The sequence below is a fragment of the Amycolatopsis viridis genome, from assembly GCF_011758765.1.
Taxonomy (GTDB): Bacteria; Actinomycetota; Actinomycetes; order Mycobacteriales; family Pseudonocardiaceae; genus Amycolatopsis_E; species Amycolatopsis_E viridis.
Window position 1 is genome coordinate 5151358 of the sequence record NZ_JAANOU010000001.1, and the last position, 24030, is coordinate 5175387.

Annotated in this window: 20 protein-coding genes; 5 read left to right on the forward strand and 15 right to left on the reverse strand. The window is 73.1% G+C overall.

Annotated features, from left to right (window positions below; all coding sequences use genetic code 11):
• The first annotated feature begins 52 nt into the window (after positions 1-52).
• Positions 53-625: an HhH-GPD-type base excision DNA repair protein gene (locus tag FHX46_RS25495; protein WP_167119918.1), complete on the forward strand. Its 573-nt coding sequence runs from the start codon at positions 53-55 to the stop codon at positions 623-625.
• Here the strand turns inward: FHX46_RS25495 and FHX46_RS25500 are convergent, their stop codons facing one another.
• Positions 626-886 (reverse strand): Prokaryotic metallothionein, encoded by a 261-nt coding sequence (locus tag FHX46_RS25500; protein ID WP_167119921.1) that lies wholly within the window; start codon positions 884-886, stop codon positions 626-628.
• Positions 887-1019: 133 nt separating this feature from the next.
• On the opposite strand from FHX46_RS25500, the gene FHX46_RS25505 reads away from it, so the two are divergent.
• Both FHX46_RS25505 and FHX46_RS25510 read left to right on the forward strand, forming a co-directional pair.
• A complete protein-coding gene (locus FHX46_RS25505; RefSeq protein ID WP_167119924.1) occupies positions 1020-1220 on the forward strand; it encodes a DUF1918 domain-containing protein in 201 nt (66 codons plus the stop codon).
• A gap of 156 nt (positions 1221-1376) precedes the next feature.
• On the forward strand, positions 1377-2552 hold the full coding sequence (locus tag FHX46_RS25510) for an MFS transporter (protein WP_167119927.1): 1176 nt from the start codon (positions 1377-1379) through the stop codon (positions 2550-2552).
• A 1-nt stretch (position 2553) separates the two neighbouring features.
• Here the strand turns inward: FHX46_RS25510 and FHX46_RS25515 are convergent, their stop codons facing one another.
• Positions 2554-2850: a DUF3017 domain-containing protein gene (locus FHX46_RS25515; RefSeq protein WP_167119929.1), complete on the reverse strand. Its 297-nt coding sequence runs from the start codon at positions 2848-2850 to the stop codon at positions 2554-2556.
• The gene (locus FHX46_RS25520) at positions 2831-3697 is read right to left on the reverse strand and encodes a bifunctional methylenetetrahydrofolate dehydrogenase/methenyltetrahydrofolate cyclohydrolase (RefSeq protein ID WP_208400281.1); all 867 of its coding nucleotides are present in this window, start codon (positions 3695-3697) and stop codon (positions 2831-2833) included. The genes FHX46_RS25515 and FHX46_RS25520 overlap by 20 nt, the downstream gene beginning before the upstream one ends.
• Positions 3698-3859: 162 nt before the next feature.
• Here FHX46_RS25520 and FHX46_RS25525 point away from each other — a divergent pair, with 162 nt between their 5' ends.
• Complete coding sequence (locus FHX46_RS25525; protein WP_313886245.1) at positions 3860-7039, forward strand: glycohydrolase toxin TNT-related protein; 3180 nt, start codon at positions 3860-3862, stop codon at positions 7037-7039.
• 19 nt (positions 7040-7058) lie between these two features.
• Here the strand turns inward: FHX46_RS25525 and FHX46_RS25530 are convergent, their stop codons facing one another.
• The 5 genes from FHX46_RS25530 to FHX46_RS25545 all read right to left on the reverse strand — a co-directional run bounded on the left by FHX46_RS25530 (position 7059) and on the right by FHX46_RS25545 (position 13736).
• Complete coding sequence (locus FHX46_RS25530) at positions 7059-7643, reverse strand: pentapeptide repeat-containing protein (RefSeq protein WP_167121674.1); 585 nt, start codon at positions 7641-7643, stop codon at positions 7059-7061.
• A gap of 76 nt (positions 7644-7719) precedes the next feature.
• Positions 7720-11061, reverse strand: a complete 3342-nt coding sequence (locus FHX46_RS25535; RefSeq protein WP_167119935.1) for an error-prone DNA polymerase — start codon at positions 11059-11061, stop codon at positions 7720-7722.
• Positions 11061-11192 (reverse strand): hypothetical protein, encoded by a 132-nt coding sequence (locus FHX46_RS28935; protein ID WP_279589485.1) that lies wholly within the window; start codon positions 11190-11192, stop codon positions 11061-11063. Before FHX46_RS28935 ends, FHX46_RS25535 begins: the two co-directional genes overlap by 1 nt.
• A complete protein-coding gene (locus FHX46_RS25540) occupies positions 11192-12763 on the reverse strand; it encodes a DNA polymerase Y family protein (protein ID WP_167121675.1) in 1572 nt (523 codons plus the stop codon). Before FHX46_RS25540 ends, FHX46_RS28935 begins: the two co-directional genes overlap by 1 nt.
• Before the next feature lie 283 nt (positions 12764-13046).
• Positions 13047-13736, reverse strand: coding sequence for a hypothetical protein (locus FHX46_RS25545; RefSeq protein WP_167119938.1), 690 nt, complete (start codon positions 13734-13736; stop codon positions 13047-13049).
• Between the two features lie 159 nt (positions 13737-13895).
• Between FHX46_RS25545 and FHX46_RS25550 the strand changes: the two genes are divergently transcribed.
• Positions 13896-14726 carry a PhzF family phenazine biosynthesis protein gene (locus FHX46_RS25550; RefSeq protein WP_167119941.1) on the forward strand — a complete coding sequence of 277 codons (831 nt, stop codon included), beginning with the start codon at positions 13896-13898 and terminating at the stop codon, positions 14724-14726.
• A gap of 18 nt (positions 14727-14744) precedes the next feature.
• Here the strand turns inward: FHX46_RS25550 and purH are convergent, their stop codons facing one another.
• The 7 genes from purH to FHX46_RS28940 all read right to left on the reverse strand — a co-directional run bounded on the left by purH (position 14745) and on the right by FHX46_RS28940 (position 23986).
• Positions 14745-16313 (reverse strand): bifunctional phosphoribosylaminoimidazolecarboxamide formyltransferase/IMP cyclohydrolase, encoded by a 1569-nt coding sequence (purH, locus tag FHX46_RS25555; protein ID WP_167119944.1) that lies wholly within the window; start codon positions 16311-16313, stop codon positions 14745-14747.
• The gene (purN, locus tag FHX46_RS25560) at positions 16310-16927 is read right to left on the reverse strand and encodes a phosphoribosylglycinamide formyltransferase (protein ID WP_167121676.1); all 618 of its coding nucleotides are present in this window, start codon (positions 16925-16927) and stop codon (positions 16310-16312) included. The genes purH and purN overlap by 4 nt, the downstream gene beginning before the upstream one ends.
• 93 nt (positions 16928-17020) lie before the next feature.
• Positions 17021-18595 (reverse strand): cell division protein PerM, encoded by a 1575-nt coding sequence (locus tag FHX46_RS25565; RefSeq protein ID WP_167119948.1) that lies wholly within the window; start codon positions 18593-18595, stop codon positions 17021-17023.
• Positions 18596-18735: 140 nt separating this feature from the next.
• Positions 18736-19482: a DUF5336 domain-containing protein gene (locus FHX46_RS25570; protein WP_167119950.1), complete on the reverse strand. Its 747-nt coding sequence runs from the start codon at positions 19480-19482 to the stop codon at positions 18736-18738.
• A gap of 201 nt (positions 19483-19683) precedes the next feature.
• Positions 19684-20574, reverse strand: coding sequence for a succinate--CoA ligase subunit alpha (sucD, locus tag FHX46_RS25575; RefSeq protein WP_167119955.1), 891 nt, complete (start codon positions 20572-20574; stop codon positions 19684-19686).
• Between the two features lie 5 nt (positions 20575-20579).
• Positions 20580-21749 (reverse strand): ADP-forming succinate--CoA ligase subunit beta, encoded by a 1170-nt coding sequence (gene sucC / locus FHX46_RS25580; protein WP_167119958.1) that lies wholly within the window; start codon positions 21747-21749, stop codon positions 20580-20582.
• Positions 21750-21904: 155 nt separating this feature from the next.
• Positions 21905-23986 carry a hypothetical protein gene (locus tag FHX46_RS28940; RefSeq protein WP_167119961.1) on the reverse strand — a complete coding sequence of 694 codons (2082 nt, stop codon included), beginning with the start codon at positions 23984-23986 and terminating at the stop codon, positions 21905-21907.
• Positions 23987-24030: the final 44 nt, after the last annotated feature.

Genomic DNA, 24030 nt, shown 5'->3' on the forward strand with positions numbered 1-24030 from the left:
CCCCGGCCGCGCGGGAGTGCGGAGCACCGGGCCCGGGTGCGACCATGAGCACATGCCGAAGAAGCTCCGTCTCACCGGTGACGCCGACGCGGACAAGCTCCTGTCCGAGGACCCGTTCGCCCTCCTCACGGGGATGCTCCTGGACCAGCAGATCGCGATGGAGACGGCGTTCCTGGGCCCGAAGAAGATCGCCGACCGGATGGGCGGCTTCGACGTCCGGAAGATCGCGGAGTCCGGCCTCGACGAGTTCGTGGAGCTGTGCGTGACCCCGCCGGCCATCCACCGCTACGGCGGGTCGATGGCCCGCCGTGTCCACGCCCTCGCCAACCACGTGGTCGAGCACTACGACGGCAAGGCCGACCGCATCTGGAAGCGGGGCACCCCGGACGGCAAGGAGGTCCTGCGCCGTCTCAAGGAGCTGCCCGGCTACGGCGACCAGAAGGCCCGGATCTTCCTCGCGCTGCTCGGCAAGCAGCGCGGCGTGCAGCCCGAGGGCTGGCGCGAGGCCGCGGGCGCCTACGGCGAGGAGGGCTCGCGCCGGTCGATCGCGGACGTCGTCAGCCCGGAGACCCTCGCCGAGGTCCGCGCCTTCAAGAAAGCCGCGAAGGCCGCTGCGAAGAACTGATCAGCCGGGGTGGGCGCCGGCCGTGTCACGGATTTCGCTGCCGAGGCCCGACCCGCTCGCCCGCGCGCAGTGCGCGCAGCAGAAGAACCGGCCTTCGACCTCCACGCCGTGGCCGAGGATCCGGCACCCGCAGTGCTCGCACGATGGTGCGATTTTTTGCGCCGCGCACTCGATGCTGTCGAACGTGTAGGTGTCCCCGCTGACCGTGCGGACCTCGAACGACATCCAGTAGTCGTTTCCGCACACCACGCAGCTCGCCATCGTCGTTCTCCTTTCCCACCCGGACGAATCGAAGCGTGCTCGTCACCCGCGAGCGCGGCAACTCGATCAATTCGCGTGGGTGTGACAATCGGCGCGGAACCGAATTACCCTGGTTCCCGCGGAGGTGGTTCTGATGCACGCAGCCGTAGGAGACCGGATTCTCGTCCACGGTCGCACCGTCGGAGCGGCCGAGCAGTCCGGGGAGATCGTCGAGGTCCGCGGGGAGAACGGCGGGCCGCCCTACCTCGTCCGGTTCGCCGACGGCCACGAGGGCCTGATCTTCCCCGGGTCCGACTGCGAGGTCACCCACGACCGGCAGCAGAACAACGCTTGAGCGCGTGGGGCTTGTCACCCCGCAGCCGGGATGACACCGGCACCCCGGCCGGTTGACACTGATTGAGGGCAGCTCGTGCCGCCATGGACGGCGATGGGCTGTCCTTCTTTCATGCCGCTCGACTGTATCGATGCAGACCATCTGGAAAGGAGTACCGTGCCCATCGCGCTCCTCGCGCTCGCCGTCGGTGCCTTCGGTATCGGCACCACGGAATTCGTCATGATGGGTGTCCTTCCGCAGACCGCCGCGACCTTCGGGGTGGACATCCCGGCCGCCGGTCACCTCATCTCCGCCTACGCGCTCGGCGTGGTCGTCGGCGCGCCACTGCTGACCGCGGTCGCCGTCCGGTTGCCGCGCAAGATCATGCTGCTGGCGATGATCGCGCTGTTCACGGCGGGCAACCTGCTCTTCGCGCTGGCACCGGACCAGCGGTTCGGTCTCGTGTTCCGCTTCCTCACCGGACTGCCGCACGGCGCGTTCTTCGGCGCCGGCGCGGTCGTGGCCGCGAGCCTCGTCAAGCCGGGCGACCGCGCGAAGGCCGTGTCGATGATGTTCCTCGGCCTGACCCTGGCCAACGTCGTCGGCGTGCCGCTGGGCACGCTGCTCGGCCAGCAGGTCGGCTGGCGCTTCACCTTCGGCGTGGTGGCGGTGTTCGGCCTGCTCGCGGTCCTGGCCATCGCGAAGCTGGTGCCGCACCAGGGCCGCCCCGAGCAGCCGTCGCTGCGCGGTGAGCTGGGCGCGTTCCGCCGCCCGCAGGTGTGGCTGGCACTGGGGATCGTCATGTTCGGGCTCGGCGGCGTGTTCGCCTGCCTGTCCTACGTGACGCCGCTGATGACCGACGTCGCCGGCTACCAGCCGGGAAGCGTGACCCTGCTGCTCGCCCTCGCGGGTGTCGGCATGACGATCGGCAACCTGCTCGGCGGCCGGCTGGCGGACAAGGCGCTGATGCCGAGCCTGTACGTGGCGCTGCTCTCGCTCGCGGCCGTGCTGGCGGTGTTCACCGTCACCGCGCACAGCAAGGTCGGCGCCGCGATCACGATCTTCCTGGTCGGGGTCGCCGGGTTCATGATCGGCCCGATGATGCAGACCCGCGTCATGCTCAAGGCCGGTGGCACGCCGTCGATGGTGTCGGCCGCCGTGCAGTCCGCGTTCAACATCGCCAACTCGATCGGCGCCTACCTCGGCGGCCTGGTGATCGCCGGCGGGCTCGGCCTCGTCGCGCCCAACTGGGTCGGCGCCGGGCTCGCCGTCGTGGGTCTCGCGATCGCCGTGGTGTCCGGTTCGCTGGACCGCCGCGAAACGGCCCGGACCCCGGCGATGGCCGAGGCCTGAGTCAGGAACCGAACGGTCCGTCGGTGATCGTGAACGCCAGGAAGAGGATGAGCACGCCGAGCCCGGCGTAGCTCAGGACGTCCACCGGGCGGCCGCGGATGGCCAGCAGGCCGGCCCGCACGCCCGGCAGGACGCCCCGCAGGATCGCCGCCACGAGCAGGGCGCCACCGATGATCGCGGCGCCCTGCCGCCAGTGGTATTGCCAGATCCGCAGGCCGGCGATCGCCACCAGCAGCATCACCAGGGCGAAGGGGACCTGCTCCAGAACGGCCGCGCGGTTACGCCGTGGCGAGTGCACGCTCGGCCGCCTCGACAACGTTGGTGACGAGCATCGCCCGGGTCATCGGGCCGACCCCGCCCGGGTTCGGCGACAGCCACCCGGCGACCTCCGCGACCGCCGGGTCGACGTCACCGGCGAGCTTGCCGTCCACGTGCGAAACCCCCACGTCGAGCACCGCCGCGCCGGGCTTGACCATGTCCGGCTTGATCAGGTGCGGCACCCCGGCGGCGGCGATCACGATGTCCGCGCGGCGGACCTCGGCGGCCAGGTCCCGGGTACCGGTGTGGCACAGCGTGACGGTCGCGTTCTCGCTCCGGCGCGTCAGCAGCAGCCCCATCGTCCGCCCCACGGTGACGCCGCGGCCCACGACGGTGACGTTCGCGCCCGCGATCGGCACGTCGTGGCGCCGGAGCAGCTCGAGGATGCCGTACGGGGTGCAGGGCAGTGGCCCGGCCTCGTTGAGCACCAGGCGGCCGAGGCTGACCGGGGCGAGGCCGTCGGCGTCCTTCTCCGGCGCGATGCGCTCCAGGACCCGGCCGGCGTCGAGGTGCCCGGGCAGCGGGAGCTGGACGATGTAGCCGTGGCAGGCCGGGTCGGCGTTGAGCTCGTCGATGACGGCCTCGAGCTTGGCCTGGCTGATGTCGCCGGGCAGGTCACGGCGGATGGAGTTGACGCCGATCTTCGCGCTGTCCGCGTGCTTCATCCGCACGTAGGAGTGTGAGCCGGGGTCGTCGCCGACCAGGACGGTTCCCAGGCCGGGCGTCACGCCCCGCTCGGCCAGGGCGGCCACCCGCGGCTGGAGCTCGTCGAAGATGGCGTTCTTGGTCGCTTTGCCGTCGAGAACCGTCGCAGTCACGGCTCCCATTCTGGCAAAGGAATGCACGCGGCCTCCCGCGAGGACGCCCCAGGCCACTATGGGTAGTTCCGCTGAAACCCTTCGTACCCTGATCGATGTATCCGCACTGGTCATTGCCCCTATTGGTGCGGGTGGTGTGCAATCGGATCAGTGACCAGTCAAAATGGCCTGGTGGCGCAACCGACGACCCAGCTGAACGCGACCGAGCAGGACACCCTGGTCAAACAGATCGGACTGGCCCTGCTGCGGGCCGCTCCGCGGGACTGGCGGCGGGTGACCGCGCACTACCGGGCGGTCGGCCGGTACCACGAGCTGACCGGTGAGGTCGTGCTCGAGGACGGGTCGGCCCAGGAGTGGATGGCCACCCACGACATCGCCACGTTGTTCGGCCGGCTACGGGGCGGGATGTACCGCGAGGGCCGTGGCACCTGGTTCAACGCGCGCTACCAGCTCGACCACCCGTCGAGCTACAACCTGGAGTACGACCGCGACGAGCCGCGGTGGGACCTGATGCCCCCGCCGCAGGCGTACGCCGACGAGCTGCGGATGTTCCCCCGCTCCGAGGACAACGTCCCGGAGTGGCTGATGCGCCGCATGGCCGGCCTCGCCCCCGAGCAGCCCGGTCCGCGGTTCCGCATCGCGCGGATCTTCGACGGCCACGAGCCGAACGGCCGCCCCGTGCTCAACCGGCCGGAGCTGGGTGCCGACGAGCAGCAGCGGGTTCTCGAATACCTGAACAACGCGCCGGTCGTGCGGGCCGAGCGCGGCTTCGACCTGGACCGGCTCGCGCAGCAGCCCACGCCGGCCGTGCCGGTGGCCTTCCACACCGACGGGGTGTGGATCTGGCCCGCGGCCATCAACTACTACCTGCAGGAATACGGCGTCGCACCGGAGGCGGAGCTGGTCTCGCACATCGCCGGGACCGGGTACGCGCTGCCGGAGGTGCCGGAGCAGACGATGCAGGCGGCCGCGGCGTACCTGGGCCGCGGCACGCAGCAGCCGCCGCGGCAGGCGCCGCCCGCCGAGCCCGCGTTCGAGGCGCGGCCGGAGCCGGCTCCGGCCGTCGACCAGCCGACCACGCTGACCCCGGCGGTGAACGCGGACGCCGGGCCGCCGACGATGCTCGTGCCACCCGCCGTGCCCGGCGAGCCCCGCAACGGGCGGGAAGCGGCGCCGTCGGTGCCGTCGGTGCCCGCCGGTGGGCCCGAGCCCGAGTCCGCCGTCGAGGAGACCCGGACCTGGGACGCCCGCGAGGCGTTCGCCGACGAGCCACCCGGCGGGCCGGACGACCGCGAGTGGAACGAGCCCGAAACCGGCGGCGCACCGGCGGCGCCCGGGGCACGTGGTGCGGAGGACGCCCGCGGCTGGGAAGACGCGGAGAGCCACGGCGCCGCGACACACGCCGGACCGGAGGGCCACGGCGGGGAGCCACGCGGCTGGACCGGGCCCGAGGGACACGACACCGAAGGTGCCGCCTGGGCCGGGCCGGAGGCGCACGGCCAGGAGCCGCCCGGGTTCGTGGACGACGAGCCCACCGCGGCCTGGAACGACCGCACGGACGACCGCACGGAACGCGGCCCGGATCCGGCGGGGCCGCGTGGTGTCGCCGATCCGGCGGCCCAGGGCTGGGAGCCGGAGACCCGCGGCACCGCGGAGCCGGACGTTCAGGGACAGGAAGGCATCCCCGGGCAGCACCGTCCGGAAGCCCAGGGCGACGCGGCCGGGCCGGAGCAGTTCGCGGAGGGCCGGGGCCAGCACGACTTCGCCGGCCAGGCCGGTGCCGCGGGCCTCGCCGCCGGAGGCCAGGAGCAGTTCGTGCCGGAGACCCCGGACGCCGGGCGTGACCCGCGCCACCAGGAACGCGCCGAGGGCTCCGAGGGGCGCGGTGCGGAACCGTTCCACCCGGAAGGGCACGGCGGCCCCCAGGGGCCGAACCCGCGCGTCCAGCCGGCTTTCGGCCAGGAAGCCCCGGGGGAACGGGTGCCGGACCGGGCCGAGTTCGCTCAGAACGGCGTCGCGCCGGGCGAAGCGGATCCGCGCGTCCAGGACCACGCGCCGGGTCAGGCGCCCGGGCTGGCTCCGCGCGCCCCGGACGGGCCGGGGCAGCAAGCGCTGGATCCCCGCCACCACGAGCGTCCCGAGGCCCCCGCGGGCACCGGTCCGGAACGCTTCGGCCAGGAAGGACCGCAGGCCCGCGATCCGCGGGGCCTCGCCGCCCCGGACGCACCCGAGTTCCGTGGTCCCCGTGGCTTCGCCGGGCCGGAAGGCCAGGAGCCGCGCGGCGGCTGGGAGAGCCCGGGCAGCGGCTTCGCCGGTCAGGAGGCTCCGCCGGAACCCCCGCACCTGCGCAGCCCGGAGCGCGGCGCTCCGGCGGAACCCCGCGGCGGCTTCGCCGGACCGGATCCGCGTGCCGTCGCCGGGCAGCAGCGGAGCGGCCGGCCGGCACCCGAGGGGCCGCCGACCGTGCTGGCCCGCCCAGTGGCCCCGCCGAGCGGCCCCACCGAGCCGGCGCTGGACAACCTGCGCAGGAAGCTGTCGGACCTCGGCGTGCCCGAGGGCGCGTACCGCATCGGCGCGCCCGCCGAACACGGCTGGAGCCTGGAGAAGATCGACGACGGCTGGCGCGTCGGCTGGTACGACGAGACCCTGACCAGCCCCGCGGTGTTCGGCGACGCCGACGACGCGGCCGCGTTCATGCTGGGCAAGCTCCTGCTCGGCCAGGGCGGCCGGCCCACGCCACCGGCGCGCCCGGAGATGGACGTCAACGAGATCCCGCGCACCCCGGCGCAGGAACCGGTGGAGCCCCAGCGGCACGACCTGCCCCCGCGGGCCCTTTCGGACCGCCTCGGCGAACCCGACCCGGCCGGCCCGCCCACGATGCTGGCCGCCCCGGTCGCGCCGCCTCCGCCCGCTCCGCCGCGCCGGGAGCCGCCCGCCCGGCGGGTCGAAGCGGCGGTGCCCGCGGCCGCCGCATCCGCGTCGTCCGGCAGCAACCAGCAGTGGCCGATCCAGCCGCTGCCCGGTGAGCCGCCGCTGACCCTGTTCCGCGGCAAGGAGATGCGGGAACTGCCGGCGGGCAGCGAGCTCGACCGGTTCGGCGGCCCGAACGGCAACCTAACCTACGCGGCCGGCACCCCGTTCGCCGAGCGGTCGCTGGTGCCGGAGTGGGTCAACCGCCCCTACCACCTGTACCGGGTGCAGCGGCCGCTGGAGGCGCTGGCCGGGATCGCGATCCCGTGGTTCAACCAGCCCGGCGGTGGCGCGGCGTACCTGCTGCCCGCCTCCATCGAGGACCTGCTGGCCTCGGGTGACCTGATCGAACTCGACCCGGGCGAGCCGCCGATCGACTGACCACCCGCGCGGCCTGGGGTCAGCCGACCACCAGGCCGTGCGCGGCGGCGAAGGCGACCGCGATGTCGAGGTCCACCCGGGCGCCCCGCAGGTTCGCCTGCACCAGCCCGTGCGCGTCGAGCTGGGCGCCGCGCAGGTCGGCGTCCGTCAGGTTCGCGCCGTGCAGCCGCGCGCCGCGCAGATCACTGTCGCGCAGGTCGGCCCCGGCCAGGTTCGCGTCCGAGAAGTTGGCCTCCCGGAACCGCAACCCGGACAGCGCACGGCGCCGCAGGTTAGCCCGGCTGAAGTTCGCCAGCGAGAAGTCGCTGTCCCGCGCGAACATCCCGCGCAGCCCACTGTCCATAAAGGACGAGCCGAGCAGCGAGCACCCGTGGAACGCGCTCTCCGCGAGCACGGCCCGCTCGAACACGCACGACCGGAACGCCGAGGCCTGGTGCCGGGACTGCCCGAGGTCCGCGCCGGAGAAGTCGCACTCGTCGAACGTGCAGCCCCGCGTGACCAGCCGGCGCAGGTCGGCATCGCGGAAGTCGCACCCGCTGAACTGGCGGTTCTCCCACGTGGTCCCGGGCAGCACGGCATCGCGGTAGTCCTCGGCGATCTCCATCCGCCGAGCTAACCACACCCGGCGGACCCGGTCGTCCATCCCGAACACCGCACGCGACCGGTGCCGGCCACGCCGGTCACCGGAAGTCCCGCGACTTCGACGGCACCCGCATGGACAGGTGCTGCAACTTCTCCGCCCGCACGCTCACCACCCCGTCGGCCCGTTCGATCACCCCGCGGATCAGCATCGCCGCGCTGCCCCGCGCCACCCGGTGGTAGCGGCGCCACAACCCGGCCGAGCACACGACGTTGACCATGCCGGTCTCGTCCTCGATGTTGAGGAACGTGACCCCGCCCGCGGTCGCCGGGCGCTGCCGGTGGGTCACCGCTCCCCCGATCAGCACCCGGGCGCCGTCCGCGAGGCCGGGCAGTTTTCCGGCGGGCACCACGCCCAGCGCGTCCAGGCGGTCGCGGATGAACTCGGTCGGGAAGCTGTCCGGCGACAACCCGGTCGCCCACACGTCGGCGATCGCCTCGTCGATCTCGTCCATCCCGGGCAGCGCCGGTGCGTGCGCCCCGGCCAGCGCGACCGGGAGTTTCTCCGGTCGTTCCTGCGCCACCGCACCGGCCGCCCACAGCGCGCGGCGCCGGTCTCCGGCGATCTCGGCGAACCGGCCGAACGCGCCGGCCGTGGCGAGCGCCTCGATCTGCGGCGTGGTCAGCCGCACCCGCCGCGCCAGGTCCGCCATGTCCCGGAACCGTCCGCCCCGCTCCCGTTCCGCGACGATCTCCTCGGCGAGCTTCTGCCCGATCAACCGCACCCCGGCCAGCCCGATCCGCACCGCCAGGCCGTCACCGTGGGGTTCGAGCGTGGCGTGCGGCAGGCTCGCGTTGACGTCCGGGCCGTGCACGGTGACGCCGTGCCGCCGGGCATCGGCGACCAGCGACTGCGGCGAGTAGAACCCCATCGGCTGGGCGCGCAGCAGCGCGGCGCAGAACGCCTCCGGGTGGTAGCGCTTGAAGAACGCGCTGGCGAACACGAGGTAGGCGAAGCTCAGCGCGTGGCTCTCCGGGAAACCGAAGTTGGCGAACGCCATGAGTTTGTGGAAGATCCGCCCGATCAGCTCGTCGTCGAGCCCGTTGCGCCGGGCGCCCGCGTAGAACCGTTCCCGCAGCCGCTCCATCTTCCGGGTGGACCGCTTCGACCCCATCGCGTGCCGCAGCTCGTCGGCCTCGGCGGCGGTGAAGTCCGCGACGTCGAGGGCGATCTGCATCATCTGTTCCTGGAACAGCGGCACACCCAGGGTCTTGTCCAGCGCCCCGGCCAGCAGCGGGTGGTCGTGTGCCCACTTCTCCTTCTTCGTCGCCCGCCGGATGTAGGGGTGCACGGAGCCACCCTGGATCGGGCCGGGCCGGATCAGCGCGACCTCGATCGCCAGGTCGTAGAACGTCTTCGGTTTCAGCCGCGGCAGGGTCGCCATCTGCGCCCGGCTCTCCACCTGGAACACCCCGATCGCATCCGCGCGTTGCAGCATCTCGTACACCTCGGTGTCCTCGAGGTCCAATCTGGACAGATCGACGTCGATGCCCTGGAACTCACGCACCAGGTCCAGCATGTAGTGCAGCGCGGAGAGCATGCCGAGGCCGAGCAGATCGAACTTGACCAGCCCCACCGAAGCGCAGTCGTCCTTCTCCCACTGCAGCACGCTGCGCTCGGCCATCCGCGCCCACTCGATCGGGCACACCTCGCTCACCGGCCGGTGGCAGATCACCATCCCGCCGGAGTGGATGCCCAGGTGCCGCGGGAAGTCCTCCAGTGCGGCGGCCACCTGCAGCACCGGCACCGGGATGTCAGAAACGACGGAGTCGGTGTCTCCTTGCACTTCCCTCAGCGGGCCCCAGCGGTCGATCTGCTTGCTCCACGCGTCCTGCTGGCCGGGTGAGTACCCGAAGGCGCGGGCGGCGTCCCGGATCGCGGACTTGGCGCGGTAGGTGATCACGTTCGCCACCTGCGCGGTGCGCAGCCGCCCGTACTTGCGGTAGACGTACTGGATCACCTCCTCGCGGCGGTCGGACTCGATGTCCAGGTCGATGTCCGGGTAGCCGTCGCGGTCCGGGGCGAGGAACCGTTCGAACAGCAGCTTCCAGCGCACCGAATCGACCTTGGTGATGCCCAGCGCGTAGCAGACCGCGGAGTTCGCCGCCGAACCGCGGCCCTGGCACAGGATGTCGTTCTTGCGGCAGAACTCGACGATGTCCCAGACGATGAGGAAGTAGCCGGGGAAGCCCAGCTGCTCGATGATCCGCAGCTCGTGCTCGATCTGGCGCAACGCGTCCGGATCGTTGTCGTAGCGGTGCGCGGCGCCGCGGTAGACCTCCTCGCGCAGGAAGGACGCCTCGGTGTAGCCGGCCGGCACGTCGTAGGGCGGCAGCTCGGGGGCAACCAGCTTCAGGTCGAACGCGCACTCCAGCCCGAGCAGCGCCGCCCGCTGCACCGCGCCGGGGTACCGCGCGAACCGCTGCGCCATCTCCTCGCCGGAACGCAGGAACGCCATGCCGGACGCGGGCAGCCAGCCCGCCATGTCGTCGAGGCCGCGGCGGGCGCGGATCGCGGCCATCGCACCGGCCAGCCGGCCCCGGTCCGGGGTGGCGTAGTGCGCAGCGGTGGTGGCGACGGTCGGCAGCCCCTGCTCGGCGGCCAGCGCGGCCAGGATGTCGTTGTGCACCCCATCCTCGGGGTAGCCGTGGTCGGTCAGTTCGACGTAGACCGCCCCGGCACCGAACCGCTCGGTGAGCCGCCGCAGTTCCCGCCCGGCCGCGTCCGGCCCGCCGCGGGCCAGCGCCCGGCGCACCGCGCCCTTGCGGCAGCTGGTGAGCACCACGACCTGGCCGGCGACCTCGTTCACGACGGCGTCCAGGTCGTAGACCGGGCGGCCCTTCTCCGCCCGGTCGGTGCCCACGGCGTGGTCGTGCCCGGCGAGCTGGCCGGCGGTGATCGCCCGGCACAGGGCTGCGTACCCGTCCTGCTGCTTGGCGAGCAGCAGCAGGTGCTCGCCCTCCGGGTCGGCGACGCCGTTCTGCGGTGCGGACAGGCCGAAGCTCAGCTCGGTGCCGAACACGGTGCGCACACCGAGCTCGCGGGCCGCGTCGGCGAACCGCACCACCCCGTACATGCCGTCGTGGTCGGTGAGCGCGATCGCGTCGAGCCCCAGCCGCGACGCCTCCTCGACCAGCTCCTCCGGGTGGCTCGCGCCGTCGAGGAAGCTGAAGTTGGAGTGGCAGTGCAGCTCGGCGTAGGGCACGCGGAGCCGGCCGCCCGAGTGGTCGTCCCCGCGGGGCGGGCCGACCGTGCTGGGCCGCACGTAGCCCTCCCGTTTCCGGCTCCAGGCGGGGCTGTCCCCGCCGTCGGCCGACGCGGGTTTGCCGGACAGCCTGCGTTCCAGCTCCGGCCACGGAACGGGCGGGTTGTGGAAACCCATCAGTCCACCGGTCGGCGCGGCACCGGGATGGGCAGCAGCATCTGCTCGTCCCCGGCCGGGTCCAGCGACTCCACCACCTCACGCGGCAGCGCCAGCCAGTGCTGCAGGTCCCGGAAGTACTCGTCGTCCATCAGTCGTACACTCCCTCCACCGTCCATTGCGGACTCGATCCGCCCACTCTCGTCAGCAGGACCGCCGTTTCGCCTTCCCCGGCCAGCACGACCTGCACCCGGGTGCGCACGCCGTCGCCACCCGGCGTCCACCAGTGCGCGTCGACCAGCCACGGACCCGCCCAGTCGAGGACGTCCCGCAGCGGGCCGTCGCCCACCGCGACCCGGTGCGGCGGCGCGGACAGCTCCCGTCGGCGGGTGATCCGCACCTCGTGGCCCGCCGCGTCGAGGACCCGCGCGGGCAGCGGCTGGGCGTAGACCGTGGCCGGGGACGGTGCGGGCAGCCGCCCCGGCCACGGCAGGTCCGCCGGGTACTGCGGTGTCCGCGGGTCGCCCCACGGCACCAGCCGGACACGTTCGGCCGGCCCACGGCCGCCGTCGAGCACCGCGGTGACGACGCTGTCCGGGCCGAGCAGGCCCTGCACCCGCACCAGCGCGCGGCCGGCCCGCTCGGCGGCCGGGCCGTGTTCGTCCGCCAGGCCGCGCGCACCCTCCTGCCACAGGCCCAGTTGCAGCGAATGCCCTTCGACGGTTTCCTCGGGCGCCAGCCGGAGCTGCTCCACGCCGGCGGTGGGGCGCTCGTCCGGCGCGGCGCGCAGCCAGCCCTCGAACTGCCAGCGCACCCGGTCCGCGATGCCTTGCGGCGTCAGCGGTTCGGCGCAGCGCCACACCCGGCCGAGCTCCTGGCCGTGCTCGGTGGTGGCGTAGATGCCCAGGCGTGTGCAGGCCAGGCCGTGCCGGGCGAGACCGCCGTGGAACTGCTCGGCGAGGGTGCGTGCCATGAACGCGGCGGCGTCGACCCGGTCCAGCGGCGGGTCGAAGGTCTTGGTGACGGCGAGTTCGGGTGGCGGCCGCCTGCGGTGCGGTGGCCGTTCGTCCAGACCGCGCGCGAGCCGGTGGGCGATCAGACCGGCGCGGCCGAACCGCGCGGCGACGTCCCGTTCGGCGAGTTCCGCGAACGCGCCCAGGGTGCGCAGTCCCAGGCGGCGCAACAGGTCCACCAGCTCGGTGCGGCCGGTGCCCGGCTGGTCCAGTTCGGTGACCGGCAGCGGCGCGAGGAATTCGCGGGTGCCGGCGCGCTCGACGACGGCCGAGCGGTGGGCGGCCAGGGTCGCGGCGAACAGCCCACCGGCGATGCCGATCTGGCACTCCACCTGCCGGGAGACGTGCTCGGCGAGCAGTTCCGCGAGACGCAACTCGCCACCGAAGTAGCCGGACGCGCCGTCGGCGGGCACCGCGACGAGGCCGGGACGGACCACCTCGACCCCGACGACCAGCTCCTCCACCGCGGCGGCGACGGGTTCGAAGAGGCGTGCGTCGCGATCCTCGTCCGGGGCGGAGACGTGGAGATCGGGACACCGGGACTGCGCGTCGCGGCGCCGCATGCCCCGGCGGATGCCCGCCGCCCTGGCGACCGCGGTGCAGGCGACCACGCGGTTGGCGTGGAACACCGCGGCAGGCAGGTGCAGCGGCACGCCCTCGGCCAGGCACGCGGCCACCGCCGGCCAGTCCGGGCACCAGAGGACCAGCATGCGGGCCGGGCTGTCTACTGTGGACATGGAACGCTCTTCCGCCCGGCCCCGCGGAGGTGCCAGGCCGGTACCGGCACTTTCCGCACGGGCATCCCGGCGCACCTGCCGCTCGCGGCTGGGGCACCGCACCTGGCTGGCGAGCTACGCCCAACCGCAGCCGCCCCGCCGGTAGCGCCGCGCCGCGCCACCGCCGGAACCTCGCTCGCCGCCGACAGCCCTCGCATCCCGCACCGGGCCGCCACCACTGTCCCCGGTGTCGTCGCCGTCGTCGGGGCCGGGCGCATCAGCCCGCCTCCCGCGCCAGGCTCAGCGCCGGCTCGGGGGGTGCTGCTGCCGGGGCCCCCGCAGACCCCGGCAGCAGCAGATCCGCCCGCCGGGGGCGCGTCGCCGCGCCCCGGCCGGCACCCTGGACACAGACCCGCCGCTCACGCAGGTACCCGTGCCCGCCATCGAGGCCGGTCCACCGGCCGGCCTCACACCTCAGCTCCACCTCGGCGCCGGGCCACGGCCCGAGGGAGAGCAGCACGGCACCCCGATGCCGTGCCCGCGCCGACAGGCGCCGAGCCTCCGGCGGCGCCGCACCCCGCGCGGCGACCGCCACCACGTCCATCCCGTCCAGCAGCGCGCCGGTGACCGTGACGAACTCCGCCCCTGGCCGCGGCACCAGCGCGAGACGGCTCACCTCGACCCCGAGCTCCGCCGCGGCCACCAGGCCGAGGTCCGGCATTCCCACCGCCGCCGCCCACGATCCGGTCGCCGTCGCCTCGGCCAGCAGCGCCAGCAGCAACGACACCGATCCGCGCACGGCGATCGTGCTCCCGCGCCGCAACCCCGCCCGGGGCAGCAGCCGGCGCAGCTCCGGCCGCACCGGCAGCACCCGCCCGGTCAGCTGTGCGTGCTCCGCCGCGGCGGCCACCCCGCTGGCCGTGTTCACGCCGGGCAGGGCGGCGAGTGTCGCGACCGGTGCCGTCACCGCGTGCCACCTCCCCACGACGCGCCTGAACTGTCGACGTCACCGTGGGGAAGACGGCGACTTGTCGAACGCGTGTTCGACAAATTCAGTGTGCCTCGAACACCTGTGCGATGTCAAGGCGGCTGTGAAACGGCCTCGCGAACGGGCAGAATCACCGTGATGACCGAGGTTCTTCGCTACACCGCGTTCAGCAAGGACCCCGCCGGCGGCAACCCGGCCGGCGTCGTCCTGGACGCGCACGAGCTCACCGACAGTGAGATGCAGAAGATCGCGGCGGAGGCCGGCTACTCCGAGACCGCGTTCGCCACCGCCACGGCGGACCGCCACTACCGCGTCCGCTACTTCAGCCCCCTGGCCGAGGTCGCCTTCTGCGGGCACGCGACGATCGCCACGGCGGTCGCCCTCGCCCAGCGCACCGGCACCGGCGACCTGCGCTTCGAAACACCCGCCGGCCCCATCACGCTCCAGACCAGTGGCCAGGAGACGATCACTGCCGGGTTCACCAGCGTCCCCACCCGGTCCCGGCCGGCCACCGACGACGAACTGCGCCGCACCCTCGAAGCGCTCGGCTGGTCCGGCTCCGACCTCGACCCGGCCTGGCCGGCGCACGTCGCCTTCGCCGGCAACGACCACCTGGTGCTCGCGGCCGCGACCCGGGACCGGCTGGCGCGCCTGGACTACGACTTCGACCGGCTCGCCGACGTCATGCGCGAGTACGGCTGGACCACCGTGCACCTGTTCCGGCCGGAGAACGACACCACCGTGCACGCCCGCGACCCGTTCCCGGTCGGCGGCGTGGTCGAGGACCCGGCCACGGGCGCGGCGGCCGCGGCGTTCGGCGGCTACCTGCGGGCCCTGGGCGAAGTCGACGAACCCCGGCGCATCACGATCATCCAGGGCGAGGACATGGGGCGGCGCAGCGAACTCCTGGTCGACGTCCGCCCGGACGACGAGCGGGTGACGATCACCGGGACCGCCACCGCACTCTGAACCGCCCGCTCCGAACCGTCAGTGCGTGAAGTGCCGCGTCCCGGTCAGGTACATCGTCACGCCGGCCTCCTCGGCCGCGGCGATGACCTCCGGGTCGCGGATCGAGCCGCCCGGCTGGACGACCGCCCGCACACCGGCGTCGATCAGCACCTGCAGCCCGTCGGGGAACGGGAAGAACGCGTCCGACGCCGCCACCGAGCCCTTGACCCGATCGCCGGCGCGCTGCACGGCCAGCCGGGCGGAGTCGACGCGGTTGACCTGGCCCATGCCGACGCCCACCGTCGCCTGCCCGCTGGCCAGCAGGATCGCGTTCGACTTCACGGCACGGATCGCCCGCCACGCGAACACCAGGTCCGCGAGGGTGTCCGCGTCGACGGCCTCGCCGGTCGCCAGCGTCCAGTTCTCCGGTGAGTCGCCCGGCGCGTCGATCCGGTCGGCCGTCTGGACGAGCATCCCGCCGGAGATCGGCCGGAACTCGATCGGGTCCGCGTCGGTCAGCGCGGGCAGGGTCAGCAGGCGCACGTTCTTCTTGCGCTTGAGCACGTCCAGCGCCTCGTCCTCGAAACCGGGCGCGAGCACGACCTCGGTGAACACCTCGGCGATCTGCTCGGCGGCCTCACGCGTGATCGGCCGGTTCGCCGCGATCACGCCGCCGTAGGCCGACACCGGGTCGCAGGCGTGCGCCTTGCGGTGCGCCTCGGCGATGTCCGCGCCGACCGCGATCCCGCACGGGTTGGCGTGTTTGATGATCGCCACCGCGGGAGCCTCGAAGTCGTAGGCGGCCCGGCGCGCGGCGTCGGTGTCGACGTAGTTGTTGTAGGACATGGCCTTGCCGTGCAGCTGCTCGGCGTGCGCCAGCCCACCGCGCCAGTGCCGGTACACCGCCGCGCGCTGGTGCGGGTTCTCGCCGTAGCGCAGCACGTCACCGCGTTCCCAGGTACCGCCGGTGAAGTCCGGGAAGCCGGAGTCGGCGGCGGTGCTGTCCGGGGCGTAGACGCTGGCGAACCAGGAGGCCACCGCCATGTCGTAGCTCGCGGTGTGCGCGTACGCCTGGGCCGCGAGCCGCTTGCGGTCGGCGAGGTCGAAACCACCGGCGCGGACCTGCTCCAGCACCCAGTCGTAACGGTCCGGGTCGACCACGACGGCCACGTTGTTGTGGTTCTTCGCCGCGGCGCGGACCATCGCCGGGCCACCGATGTCGATGTTCTCGACGCAGTCCTCGGGGCTCGCGCCGGAGGCGACCGTCTCCCGGAACGGGTAGAGGTTGACCACCAGCAGGTCGAACGGCGCGATGTCGAGCTCGCGCAGCTGCTCGACGTGCTCGGGGCGGTCGCGGTCGGCCAGCAGGCCCGCGTGCACCCGCGGGTGCAGGGTCTTGACCCGGCCGTCGAACGACTCCGGGAAGCCGGTGACCTGCTCGACCGGCGTGACCGGCACCCCGGCATCCGCCAATGTCTTCGCCGTGCCGCCGGTGGAGACGATCTCCACACCGGCCGCGTGCAGCGCGGTGCCCAGCTCCAGCAGGCCCGTCTTGTCCGAAACGCCGATCAGGGCGCGCTTGACCGGACGCCGACCTTCCACCGTCACCGCAACCTCACCTTCCGTCCCTCGACCGTGGCACCGGCCCGGCCGAGTCGTTCCACCACGTCCACGAGCAGCCGTCGTTCCACGACCTTGATGCGCTCGTGCAGCCTGTCCTCGTCGTCGTCCGGTTCGACCGGCACCGCCTCCTGGGCGATGATCGGCCCGGTGTCCACCCCGCCGTCCACGAAGTGCACGGTGCACCCGGTCACCTTGACGCCCAGCTCCAGCGCATCGGCCACGGAGTGCATCCCCGGGAACGACGGCAGCAGGGCCGGGTGGGTGTTGATCACCCGGTTCGGGAAGCGCGCGAGGAAGTTCGCCCCCAGGATCTTCAGGAAACCCGCCGACACCACGAGGTCGGGCTCGTAGGCCGCGACCGCCTCGGTGAGCGCCTTGTCCCAGGCGTTGCGGTCCGGGTGGTCGCTCAGGCGGACGGTGAAGTGCGGCACGCCCGCGCGTTCGGCACGCGCCAGTGCCTCCACCCCGGACCGGTCCGTGCCCACCGCCACGACCTTCGCCGGGAAGCCGATGCGCTGGGTCGCGTCCAGGAGCGACTGCAGCAGCGTGCCCGATCCGGAGGCGAGCACCACCAGCTTGACCGGGACGGGCAGTTCCAACCGGCTGGAGTTCAACGCCTCTCCTTCGCCCGTGCCAACGTCGGACCGAGTCTATGCTGCGCCGCCGGGCGGCTCCGTGCGGGCTGGGGGTGGCTAGCTGGGCTCGTCCGGCTTCCCGTCGGTGGGCGGAGGCCCCTCGGCGTCCGCCGGCTCTGCTTCCGGCTCGTCCGCGGGATCCTCGTCCGGCTCGTCCCCGGGGTCCGCGGGGCTCGCGGTGCCGGCGGTGTCCTCCCCGGTGTCTTCCTGGGTGTCCTCGTCGGTGTCTTCGTCGGTGTCTTCGTCGGTGTCTTCGTCGGTGTCTTCGACCTGGACCTCCGCTTCGAGCTCCTCGAGTTCGGCCTCGAGGTCCTCCAGCTCGGCCTCGATCTCGGCCGCCACCAGCGACTCCTCGGAGTCCTCCGGGGCCGCTGGGTCCACTGAATCCCCAGAGTCCCCGGGGTCCTCGGATCCGGCGGATTCCGCGGTCTCCGCCGGTTCCGGTGCGGGGCGGGTCCGCGGCCCGGCGAACCACGCCACCAGAGCACCGGGCACGGCGATCCACGCGAACGCGGCCACCGACACCAGCCCGACCGGGATCGTCACCGGATCGAACGCGCCGCCGCCGAGCCGTCCGCCGGCGAGCGTGCCGAGCACGACGCAACCGAACCCGACCAGCGCACCCGCGATGCCGACGATCCGCAGCCGCGCGAGCGGGTTGTCGTCCGCGCGGCGCAGTGTCCAGCCGAGCAGTGCGCCGACCGCGGCCGGCAGGAGCATCACCACCGGCCACCAGTGCGCGAAGTGTTCCGGGACACCGGCGAGCACCGGCAGACCCGGCACCGGGCCACCAGCGAAGGAGAACGTGCCGAGCGAGAACGAGCCGATCGAGAAGCCCGGACCGGTGGCGAAGGCCAAGCCACCGATCACCGCGTTCGGCAGGTAGCCCAGGGACAGCAGCAGCATCCCGGCGCCACTGCCGAAGCCGGGTGCGTTCGACGCGAACAGCTCGCGGATCGTGCCCGACGCGAGCACCAGCGCCACCGTGTGCACGAGCGCGCCCACCGCGAGCAACCCGGCCAGGCCCAGCGCCCCGGCCCGCAGACCGCGCACCGCCAGCGGGTCCAGGTAGTTGCGCAGGGTCGCCGCCAGCCCGGAACGCGACGCCGCTCCCGCCGCCGCGGCCACACCGGCGACGACGGCGGGCACCGTGAAGGCCGGCAACGGCTCGACCCGCGCACCCCCGCTGTCGTCGAACAACGCGATCCCCAGCCCGGCCAGGGCGTGCGCACCGGCCATGGCGGCGACCAACGGCACGGCCGCACCCGGCTCGCGATAGCCGAGACGGGCAGTGGCGTTCGCCGCCGCCCGGACGACCAGCGCGACAGCTCCGATCGTCGCCAGCAGCGGCAGCACGCCCAGCGGGCGCCCGGCGATCGTGACGGGCACCTGGTAGGCGGCGAGCCAGCCCGGCCCGGCCGCGCGCAGCACACCGCCGATCGAGAACTGCGCCACCGAAACCATGGCCGTGACCAGCCCGAACAGGGCGGCGACCACGACGTAACCGGTGACGACGGGGCCGAGGACCGCCGCGGCGAACACCCGCGCCCGGACCACCGGAGAGCGCTCGCCCCGGTGCTCCGGGTCCGTCACCCCATCCCCGGACCGGCCGTACGAGGTGAGCACCTGCATGCCTGGCACCCTCGCACCAACACTGCGCCGACCGGGTGAGCCACGCCGGTCGTCCCTCATGCGGATTAAGCCACAAGCGGCTGGTCCCGGGACACGCAGAACGCCCCTTCCCAGGCCGGGAAGGGGCGTTCTGCGCGAACTCAGCTCTGCGGGTTGCCGCCGGGCGGGGTACCCGGCTGCTGGCCCTGCCGGCCCTCGGACCCGGGCGGGTTGTAGAACTGGCCCTGCTGCGGGGCGTAGACCGTGGACTGCTGCTGCGGCGGGGACACCGGCGGACCGTACTGCGTGCCCGACGGGCCGCCCTTCGGCTCACCGTGACCGGGCTGACCCGGTTGACCGGGTTGCCCGGGCTGGCCCGGCTGGCCGAACTGCTGCCCCGGCTGACCGCCGTACGGCTGGCCGTACTGCGGCGCCTGTGGCTGCGGCATCTTCAGGACACCGGCGTCGAACAGCAGCGCCGCGATCGCGACCAGCATCTGCAGGATGCCCAGGATCAGGATCACCGTGTAGATACCCGGCGTCTCCGCCTGGGACGGGATGTGCACGACCACCAGGATCGCGGTGAGTGCGCCGAGCACGCTGAACAGCACCGCGAACGGGAGCGTGCGCGGGCCCCGTGGCAGCACCGCCAGCCCGGCCAGCAGACCGCCGACGAGCAGGAAGAGCACCGGCTGGTCGGCGCCCTGCGCCTCCTCGGAGAAGCCGATGAAGTAGTTCACCAGGCCCAGCAGGCCGATGAACAGCGTCAGGATCATGCTCAGGTTCGCCGGCGACAGGCCCGCCCCGGACTGCGCCGGGGGCTGCTGCTGCGGCAACCCGCCGGTCCCCGGGGGCTGGCCACCGCCGCCCTGCTGCGGGTATCCCGGTCCACCACTGGGGAACGTCATTACGCGTGCTCTCCTGTCTTCGCCCGAACCGGGGTGCCGTCGGGTCCGGGAACGGTTTAGCGCATTCCGGAGTTCCCGGCCACCCCATCCGGCTATCCGACGTGTCACCGCGGCAAACGGTTGCGTCGGATTTCGGAGGCCGGGACGCACACCGGCCGGGCACCGCGAACGGTGCCCGGCCGGTGCGTGGACCGCACGGGGTCAGTGCAGGTTCTCGTACAGCTCCCGGGCCAGCGCGGCAGTCTCGGACGGCGTCTTGCCGACCTTCACGCCCGCGGCCTCGAGGGCCTCCTTCTTCGCCTGCGCGGTGCCGGCCGAGCCGGACACGATCGCGCCCGCGTGCCCCATGGTCTTGCCCTCGGGGGCGGTGAAGCCCGCGACGTAGCCGACGACCGGCTTGGTCACGTTCTCCTTGATGTAGGCCGCGGCCCGCTCCTCGGCGTCGCCACCGATCTCGCCGATCATGACGATGACCTCGGTCTCCGGGTCGGCCTGGAACGCCTCGAGCGCGTCGATGTGGGTGGTGCCGATGACCGGGTCACCACCGATGCCGACGGCCGTCGAGAAGCCGATGTCACGCAGCTCGTACATCATCTGGTAGGTCAGCGTGCCCGACTTGGACACCAGGCCGATCTTGCCCGGGCCGGTGATGTTGGCCGGGATGATGCCCGCGTTGGACTTGCCCGGCGAGATGACGCCCGGGCAGTTCGGGCCGATGATGCGGGTCTTGCCGCCCTTGGCGACGTTGTGCGCCCAGAAGTAGGCCGAGTCGTGCACCGGGATGCCCTCGGTGATCACCACGGCGAGCGGGATCTCGGCGTCGATGGCCTCGATCACGGCGTCCTTGGCGAACTTCGGCGGCACGAAGATGACCGACACGTCCGCGCCGGTCTCCTTCATCGCCTCCTCGACCGTGCCGAACACGGTGAGGTCCTTGCCCGCGATGGTGACCGTCTGGCCGGCCTTGCGCGCGTTCACACCACCGACGATGTTCGAGCCGGCCTGCAGCATCTTGGTCGCGTGCTTGGTGCCCTCGGACCCGGTGATGCCCTGAACGATGATCTTGCTGCTGGAATCGAGGAAGATCGACATGTCTCTTACGCTCCTGCCGCGGCCAGCTCGGCAGCCTTGTCCGCTGCGTTGTCCATGGTGTCCACCTGCGTCACGAGCGGGTGGTTGGCCTCGTTGAGGATCCGGCGGCCTTCCTCGACGTTGTTGCCGTCGAGACGGACCACGAGCGGCTTGGTGGCCTCGTCGCCCAGGATCTTCAGCGCCTCGACGATCCCGGTGGCGACCGCGTCGCAGGCGGTGATGCCACCGAAGACGTTGACGAACACCGACTTGACGGCCGGGTCGTTCAGGATGACGTCCAGACCGGCGGCCATGACCTCGGCCGAAGCGCCGCCACCGATGTCGAGGAAGTTGGCGGGCTTGACGCCGCCGTGCTTCTCACCGGCGTAGGCGACCACGTCCAGCGTGGACATGACCAGGCCCGCGCCGTTGCCGATGATGCCGACCTCGCCGTCGAGCTTGACGTAGTTGAGGTCCTTGGCCTTGGCCTTGGCCTCCAGCGGGTCCTCGGTCTGCTTGTCGACGAGCTCCGCCTGCTTGGGCTGCCGGAAGCCGGCGTTCTCGTCGAGGGTGACCTTGCCGTCCAGCGCGACGATCTTGTCCTGCGGGTCGCGGACCAGCGGGTTGACCTCGACCAGCGTGGCGTCCTCGGCGACGAAGGTCTCCCACAGCTTGACGACCACGTCGGCCGCCTGGTCGCGGATGGCCTCGGGGAAGTTGCCCGCGGTCAGGATCTCCAGCGCCTTGGCCTTGTCCACCCCGGCGATCGGGTCGACCGGCACCTTGGCGAGCGCCTCGGGCCGCTCCACGGCCAGCTGCTCGATCTCCATGCCGCCCTCGGACGAGGCCATGGCGAGGAAGGTGCGATTGGCGCGGTCCAGCAGGAAGGAGAAGTAGTACTCCTCCGCGATGTCGGACGCCTCGGTCACCAGCACGCGGTGCGTGATGTGGCCCTTGATGTCGAGGCCGAGGATGGCTTCGGCCTTCTCCTTGGCCTCGGCCGGGTCCTTGGCGAGCTTCACGCCGCCGGCCTTGCCGCGGCCACCGGTCTTGACCTGGGCCTTGACGACGACCTGGCCGCCGATCTTCTCGGCGGCGGCCTGGGCTTCTTCCGGGGTGCTCGCTACGGCGCCGGGCAGTACCGGCACGCCGTGGGCGGCGAAGAGGTCCTTCGCCTGGTATTCGTAGAGGTCCACTACTCCAGTCTCCTGACGACACACACCGCCTGAGTCACCGGTCGTCTCGCGAGGGGCGATCCGCAGGCGGGTGCTTGTTGCAAACCATGCTGCCGGACGGAGACGACCCTAGCGACCTGCGCTTTGGCTCGGGGCGGCGCATCTGGTGAACTCGGTCACCGTATGGATCCAGAGCGTGTTTTCGGGGTGTGAATCGTCCCACGCGCGGCCAGGACGGCGGCGACGACGAGGGCCAGGGCAGCCGCCAGCGCGAGCCACCAGCCGGGTCCCGCGTGGGCGCCGGCGATCTCGTGGCGGGCGAGGGGCAGTTCGGCGGCCCGCAACCCGGCGACGCAGGCGGCACCGGCGAGCAGCGCGGCGGCCCTGGCGGGGCGGCAGCGCGGGGCGAGGACGCACGCGCCGAGGACCGTGAGGAGCGCGACCAGCAGGCCCCACGAGGGTGTGCCGAAGCTGGTCCAGAGGGCGGGCTCGACGTAGTCGGTCGCGAGGATCGACGGGATGCCGAAGGCACCGAGGGCGAGGATCCCGGCCGCGGCGAGCGGGGCGAGCAGGCCCGCGCCGGGGACGGCGGAGCCGTTGCCGAGCGCGGTGGCCGGGTCGGTGGTCTCGTCGCGTTCGACCATGCCCGCGACGACGGAGCAGCAGGCGGTGATGGCCGAGCCGGCGATCGCGAGCGCCGTCCACAGCACACCCGGGCCGGGGGTGAGGCCGGCGCCGAGTTCGGTGGCGGTGACGGCCATGGTGAGGACCGCGGTGCCGGCGAGGGGGACGGCGACCCAGGCGACGGAGAGGACGGGGCGCACGTAGGCGGCCGGGCCCGCGGTGAACAGGACGAGACCGAGGACTCCGACGAGCAGCCCGGCGGCGAGCAGGGCCCACCGGGACGGGCTGGGCGGCCCGTCGAGGTTGCCGGTGACGACCACCTGCGGGGTGAGCGCACCGGCGACGGCGGCGGCCGCGGTGAGCACGGCGAGGGCGCCGGTGACGATCCGCAGCCGGCGGATGCCGGGCAGGGTGATCTCGGCGGCGTCGTCGTCCGGTGCGGCGTCCGAGGTGGCGTCCCTGGTGGCGGCGGTGGGCAAGAAGGCGGCGGCGATCATCCCGGCGGCGCCGACGAGGACGAGAACCGGGCCCGCCGACAGCCGCACCCCGGGCAGGCTGAGGCCGGAGACGAGGTTCGGCAGCCCGACGACGGTCGCGGTGACGCCGAGGCCGAGCAACCCGCCCCGCGCGACCGCGCTGCCGGACCCGGCGAGCAACACGGTGGCGACCGGCAACGCGAACGCGAGCAGGAGGCTGCCGGCGAGCACCAGACCGGGGCCTTCGAGCGCGCTGGCCGCAGGCAGGAAGGCATCAGTGGACGCGAAGGGCGCCATCATGAGCCCCACTGCCGCCACGATGGCCGCCGCGATGCCGAGGATCAAACCGGACCGCCCGGCCCGCCCGGACCGCGCGGCCTGCGCTGCCTCGGGCCAAGCCGGGGTACCGGGGTCAGCGGGCTCCCCGGCGGCGGTGCCCGCCGGGATGCGGGATCCGGTGCGACTCCGGGCGCCGTCCTCCACGGAGCGACCGTCGGTGGCCGGGGACGCGGTGACACCGCGGCGGGCCTTGCCCGACGGCACTGCCCTGGCACCCGGCTCACCCGAGGCCTCCCCGGGAGCGGACCGGCCGGTCGCGGGTCGACGCTCGCTCCACTGGGACTTCGCGGCGACCGCCTCCGCGGCAGCGGACGGCGGCGGGGGCCAGGAAGCGTCCGCGTTCGGGGCGACGGCCCGCATGGCCAGCACACCGGCCGCGATCGCGACCACGTGCCCTGCCAGCAGCAGCCACAACCCGGCACCGGTAGCGGGCTCGGCCAGCGCGTGCACGCGGAACAGCTCCGGACGCGCCGCGCGCAGGGGGTCCGTGAGCAGGATCAGGTCGAGCACCAGCCGCCCCGGGGCGAGGGCCGCCACCGCTGCCAGCACACCGGCGGCCGTCTGGTGGCGGCCCCGCACCGCGAGCACGGCCACCACGACCATCGGCGCCACGGCGAGCACCACCAGCAGCGGGACGCTGGCGTAACCCCGTGGCACACCGTCCGCCACCGGCACCGCGCCACCCGCGGCGAGCAGCACGGCCGACACCGCCCCGGCCACGTAGGCCACCGGGGACGGGGACCCGCTGCCGGCGTCGCCAGCGTCGGAGGTCGCGTCGAGCTGCACGGCAGCCACGCCACCGGTGCTGTCAGTGTCCATGTGATCTCACGTCGTCGAGGGTCGGAGGAGCGGTCAGGACGGCC

What these genes read in the sequence shown, in the direction of transcription:
- FHX46_RS25530 (WP_167121674.1), bottom strand. Translation starts at nt 7,643, where the DNA reads ATGGAGATCGCCGAGGACTACCGCGATGCCGTGCTGCCCGGGACCACG.
- FHX46_RS25495 (WP_167119918.1), top strand. Translation starts at nt 53, where the DNA reads ATGCCGAAGAAGCTCCGTCTCACCGGTGACGCCGACGCGGACAAGCTC.
- FHX46_RS25565 (WP_167119948.1), bottom strand. Translation starts at nt 18,595, where the DNA reads ATGCAGGTGCTCACCTCGTACGGCCGGTCCGGGGATGGGGTGACGGAC.
- FHX46_RS25500 (WP_167119921.1), bottom strand. Translation starts at nt 886, where the DNA reads ATGGCGAGCTGCGTGGTGTGCGGAAACGACTACTGGATGTCGTTCGAG.
- FHX46_RS25550 (WP_167119941.1), top strand. Translation starts at nt 13,896, where the DNA reads ATGACCGAGGTTCTTCGCTACACCGCGTTCAGCAAGGACCCCGCCGGC.
- FHX46_RS28935 (WP_279589485.1), bottom strand. Translation starts at nt 11,192, where the DNA reads ATGGACGACGAGTACTTCCGGGACCTGCAGCACTGGCTGGCGCTGCCG.
- FHX46_RS25520 (WP_208400281.1), bottom strand. Translation starts at nt 3,697, where the DNA reads ATGGGAGCCGTGACTGCGACGGTTCTCGACGGCAAAGCGACCAAGAAC.
- sucD (WP_167119955.1), bottom strand. Translation starts at nt 20,574, where the DNA reads ATGTCGATCTTCCTCGATTCCAGCAGCAAGATCATCGTTCAGGGCATC.
- FHX46_RS25505 (WP_167119924.1), top strand. Translation starts at nt 1,020, where the DNA reads ATGCACGCAGCCGTAGGAGACCGGATTCTCGTCCACGGTCGCACCGTC.
- FHX46_RS25540 (WP_167121675.1), bottom strand. Translation starts at nt 12,763, where the DNA reads ATGCTGGTCCTCTGGTGCCCGGACTGGCCGGCGGTGGCCGCGTGCCTG.
- FHX46_RS25570 (WP_167119950.1), bottom strand. Translation starts at nt 19,482, where the DNA reads ATGACGTTCCCCAGTGGTGGACCGGGATACCCGCAGCAGGGCGGCGGT.
- FHX46_RS28940 (WP_167119961.1), bottom strand. Translation starts at nt 23,986, where the DNA reads ATGGACACTGACAGCACCGGTGGCGTGGCTGCCGTGCAGCTCGACGCG.
- FHX46_RS25535 (WP_167119935.1), bottom strand. Translation starts at nt 11,061, where the DNA reads ATGGGTTTCCACAACCCGCCCGTTCCGTGGCCGGAGCTGGAACGCAGG.